This window comes from Succinivibrio dextrinosolvens (genome assembly GCF_900116345.1).
Classification (GTDB): domain Bacteria; phylum Pseudomonadota; class Gammaproteobacteria; order Enterobacterales; family Succinivibrionaceae; genus Succinivibrio; species Succinivibrio dextrinosolvens_B.
The window spans coordinates 1-2,075 of the sequence record NZ_FPAH01000083.1; the positions used below are offsets into that span (position 1 = coordinate 1).

Sequence of the window (2,075 nt, forward strand, 5' to 3'; positions counted from 1 at the left end):
ATTTCTATATTTATTCGTCTGTTATCATTTCTGGAGAGTTTTTAATTTTTTTCAAAATTTTTTTGAGATCATCTTTCATTACAACCTGTCTTGTGAATTCCTCTAGCTCAAATATTCTTAGAAGCTCTGTTATAACCTCACTGTTCTTATAGTCAGGTACATATGCCTGACCTTCGGCGATTCTTATCAGGCTGATTGCTCTTAGAGCCTCAAGTAATTCTGATATTGTGTACTTACCATCAGGATAACGGTCATTCTCTTTGCTGTTATCCGCAATCCTGCGTTCCAGACCTCTTAGTAAAAGTAATGCTGTAAAGCAGGTCAGGAAATGAGCTTTAATTCTGGTGTCTTTATTATGATAGAAAGGACGGGAACGTAGGTCTGTTTTCATGATTCTAAAACACTCCTCAATTTCCCATCTTCTGTCCTGAATGGCAACGACCTCCTGTACAGAGCATTCCTCTTTAAAGAGATTGGTGGCAATACAGTAGAAGCCATCGTAAAGTTTATCAGTCTCAACTTTTTCTAAATCGATTTCTGCTTTAGAGAAGGTTGCTTCCTGACCATCTTCTGTCAGATAAGTGGTTTTAATCAGATTCTTGGGACTTAGCTCATTTACCGAATCATAGGTTCCATTCTTTATGATTTTGCTGGCTCTTTTTACTCTATTGTTTCTCAGATTTTCGCGATAAGCTTTGTATTTAAGAGAGAAGGTCGCAATCAGACGCTGATCCAGTCCGTCTTCAGCAATGGTGCGTTCTTTGTAGAAAACAACATCATAGTACTGCTGGTAGTTTTCTTCGGTAATAGCTTTTAAGTCAAAGTTCTTTACCTTTTCGGTTACATTATGTCTTTTAAGCTGATAGCTCCAGCCGGTAGGGGCAACAGCCCATTCCTTAAGCTCTTTCTTTAGCTTTTTGATTGACTGGACACAGATGTAATGACGTTTGCCTCTGAAGCCCAGCTGAGAGAGCGGATCATCTTCAGTAACATTATTGTATTTACGCATCTCCGTAGAGCCTAAACCCGCATCAGTACAGACCACGATATCTGTCTTTATAAAGTTATCAATAAGCTTCTGCTCTAAAGGTTTGATAGTTACCTGTTCATTGGTATTACCCGGATTGATACAGAAGCCTAAAGGCATACCGTCTCCATCCATAAAGAGTCCCATCTGAACAATGGGATTAGGACGGTGCTCCTTTGAAAAACCGTATTTACGCAGTTTATGGTCTCTGTACCACTCTTCTGATTTTCCTTTGACATCACAGTCTTCAGATTCTTTCTCTGTGTAGAAGTTGGTGCAGTCATAATAGAGTCTGCCAACATTTCTTTTACCCAAAGCTGCAGAGGAATACTGATATAGTCTTTTCTGAATCAAGTCCTCATGCTGTTCCAATAAGTCCATGGCTCTATAGATGTGCTGGATTTGAATATCATGGGATTCAAGAAACTTTCTCTGAATATTTTCTGTAAGACCAAGTTTGGAGGAAGGCTCAATAATTCTGCCAAAAAGTAAGGTTCTTAAAACATGGTCGAGATTAAAGCCCTTTATATGGGGATGTTTGAGTTTTATTTCCTCACAGATATTTCCTAAACCGAAACTATGATAAAGAGACTCGAGAATCAGATAACCGGCATTGAAGATGGAACTGTCCTCAGATTTTGATTTACTCTCGGAAAACTCAATGGAAATAGTACGATTGTTTTTCTGTGCAAGAACTTTTGCTTCCTGAGTCTTTTGTTTTGCATACTCTCTACACCAGGCCTCTGCATCATCAACATGATATGTATCTTTAATATGCTCAGCATTTCCAAGGGATTCAACAACTCTGGTTTTACTTTTTCCCTGAGCAGTTCTATAGGCTTCACAAAGATAATAGCTAACGGCATTCTTAGATTTAACTATATTGATGTACATATGCAATACTCCAATGTTATCTATTTGTATTATAGAACATTAGAAACATTATTACAAATAAAATATACAAAATTTTGAGATAAAAAAATAAGACTTTTCAAAGTCTTATATAGCTATTTTCTTCATTTAAAAAAGGTCAACTGTCGAACTTCCG

Annotated in this window: 1 protein-coding gene; it reads right to left on the reverse strand. The window is 37.3% G+C overall.

All coding sequences use genetic code 11. The features are described from left to right. Positions 1 to 10 precede the first annotated feature (10 nt). Positions 11 to 1,921, reverse strand: coding sequence for an IS1634 family transposase (locus tag BM308_RS13080; protein ID WP_074945819.1), 1,911 nt, complete (start codon positions 1,919 to 1,921; stop codon positions 11 to 13). Between the last annotated feature and the right edge of the window lie 154 nt (positions 1,922 to 2,075).

Bases quoted from the DNA above. Each gene is read 5' to 3' on its own strand.
- BM308_RS13080 (WP_074945819.1), bottom strand. From the start codon at position 1,921: ATGTACATCAATATAGTTAAATCTAAGAATGCCGTTAGCTATTATCTT.